The sequence below is a fragment of the Aeromonas sp. 159 genome, assembly GCF_963862045.1.
Taxonomy (GTDB): domain Bacteria; phylum Pseudomonadota; class Gammaproteobacteria; order Enterobacterales; family Aeromonadaceae; genus Aeromonas; species Aeromonas veronii.
Genome location: NZ_CAWLMI010000108.1, coordinates 1 through 789, shown reverse-complemented (window position 1 = coordinate 789; position 789 = coordinate 1). Strand labels below are relative to the sequence as shown.

Here is a 789-nt window from a genome sequence, read left to right as displayed (position 1 = left end):
TTGGCCTGCTTGTCTGGAGAACGAGTCGTTTTTTTATGCCAAAACGATTGAGTTTTCTGAGTTACCCATTGAGGGAGAATGGAAGAACAATTACAAAATATTAGTCGCCATCAAAGCATTACCTTAAATAATTACTCATCAGCATCAAGGGCGGCCAATTGGCCGCCCTTGATGTTTCTTAGCGAATCGTCGCCATCTGCCGCACGCATCGCTGCTCCCTGTCATCCACCCGCTTGGCAAACCAGGCGGTGGTGAGGTTGCGGGTGATTTTCGGGCTTTTTAGCTGAATGCCGGGCAGGATGGCGCGGGGCAATCGCTTGCCCGCTTGCTTGTCGGCCAGTGTAAAGATGCGATGGTAGAGATCGGTCTCGGCAAATTCGGCGGTATCCCCTTTGCGAAGACTCTGGTGGATCGCCTGTTTGCTCATATTGACCCGGTTGGCGAGGGTGTAGACGGCCAGCTCGGTGTTGCCCGGCAGATCCGAGTCATAGCGGATCAAATCCCCGTCCAGCGCCAGAGTTTTGCCACTCAAGCGGCTGACAGCAGCTTGAAAAGCGGCATTGCGACTGGCGTACCAGCCGGCGTTGAAATCGGCAAAGCGGTAGAGGGTATCCGGGTAGTCGGCGGGATAACCGAAGATATGCTTGGTGCCAAACCAGATGCCACCGCGACGGGTAAAGACTTCGTGGCGAATGGAGTCCTTGATTGAATAGGGGTAGCCACGGGCGTTGGCCTCGGCAAAGTCGATGCTCACCTGCATCGGGCCATTGGCCTGCTTGTCTGGAGAAC

General features: G+C 54.9%; 1 protein-coding gene. It reads right to left on the bottom strand.

The annotated features are described in order from the left end of the window. Positions 1 to 178: 178 nt before the first annotated feature. On the bottom strand, positions 179 to 789 hold a 611-nt coding region (locus AACR14_RS15950), incomplete at its 5' end, for a DUF1615 family protein (RefSeq protein WP_019446899.1).